2 protein-coding genes are annotated in these 1,224 nt (G+C 35.9%); both read right to left on the reverse strand.

Annotated features, from left to right (window positions below; genetic code table 11):
• The coding region (locus tag CAT7_RS11935) for a CHC2 zinc finger domain-containing protein (RefSeq protein ID WP_007725989.1) at positions 1-423 on the reverse strand (423 nt) is incomplete at its 3' end.
• A 263-nt stretch (positions 424-686) separates the two neighbouring features.
• Positions 687-1,223 (reverse strand): hypothetical protein, encoded by a 537-nt coding sequence (locus CAT7_RS12460; protein WP_007725991.1) that lies wholly within the window; start codon positions 1,221-1,223, stop codon positions 687-689.
• Position 1,224: the final 1 nt, after the last annotated feature.

Below are 1,224 nucleotides of genomic sequence, written 5' to 3' on the forward strand. Positions count from 1 at the left end.
TTCTCCAATTTTTGTGTTCAATAGAATATGATGAAATAATTCAGCACTTTCTTCGTGGACACGAATAAGTTTTTCTTTTGTTGAGTCAGTTGGCTGGTTTTTATGATCATGGTCTTGAACCAAGGATTCATCTAGTTGAAATTGACTCAAATCTGCTGTTTTAATGACCGCCTCTGGAAAAGATAACCCATCAACTTCCATTAAAAAAGTGAAAACATTACCGCCTCGTCCACAACTGAAACAGTGGAAAATTTGTTTTTCTTCTGTTACCGAAAATGACGGAGTCCGTTCTTCATGAAAGGGACAAAAGCCAAAGAGATTTTTGCCTTTCTTTTTTAATTGAACATACTGACTGACGACATCCACTATATTGGTTTCTTGCCGTATTTTATTGACAGTTTCTTCTGGAATCATCATTGCCAAGCTGTTCACCTCTTAATAAAAATAAAGAACGTTAGGCCCTATCAGTAAGAACATTAAGTCTCTAAAAGCCGCACTCAAAAACAAGTGCGACTCTACTCTCAAAATCTATTCTCAGACAGAACTATACATGATTCATATTAGCACATTTAGCGAAATAAAACAAATTTTTAGTAGGAATAAATAAACGGTGTAATGGTAATTAGAAAAACAATTAAACTTAAAAATTCTCATCGAATTTCCAAACTTAATTGTTTCTGATTTAGTTATTTAATTTTTGCCATAGTTGCAGCAAACGAGTTACGACCCATTAGTGTCTTCCAAACAACATGTGCAAGCATGAAATCAATCATGCTATGAATAATTGTCCCTGCTCCAACTAGTAGGAAAACAGACTGTAAAAATCCTTGAGCATAGTAAGCAGTTGTCATTCCCCCACCGAAATAAAAAACAGATACAACGGCGACTTCACAAAACGCATGTACCACACCGATTAAAAACGAAAAGATTTGTGTTTTAACAGTAGACTGAAGGATATCTGGTTTTTTAAACAAAACATACGATCCAATTCCTGCAAAAACAACGTGCGTTAAAGCTCTTAGTGCAATGATGACAGGAAAACCACCCAGCATAAATCCGACAGCTGTCCCCAACGCTACAGCTATGGCAATCATCGGCGAGATAAACATCGCAATAAAAATAGCTACATGACTCGCTAATGTAAAGGATGCTGGTTCTAAAACTAATTTAACTGGCGAAACCATTGGAATTAAAATACCTATCGCTACTAACAGTGCTGCAATC

This window comes from Carnobacterium sp. AT7 (genome assembly GCF_000171855.1).
GTDB lineage: Bacteria > Bacillota > Bacilli > Lactobacillales > Carnobacteriaceae > Carnobacterium_B > Carnobacterium_B jeotgali.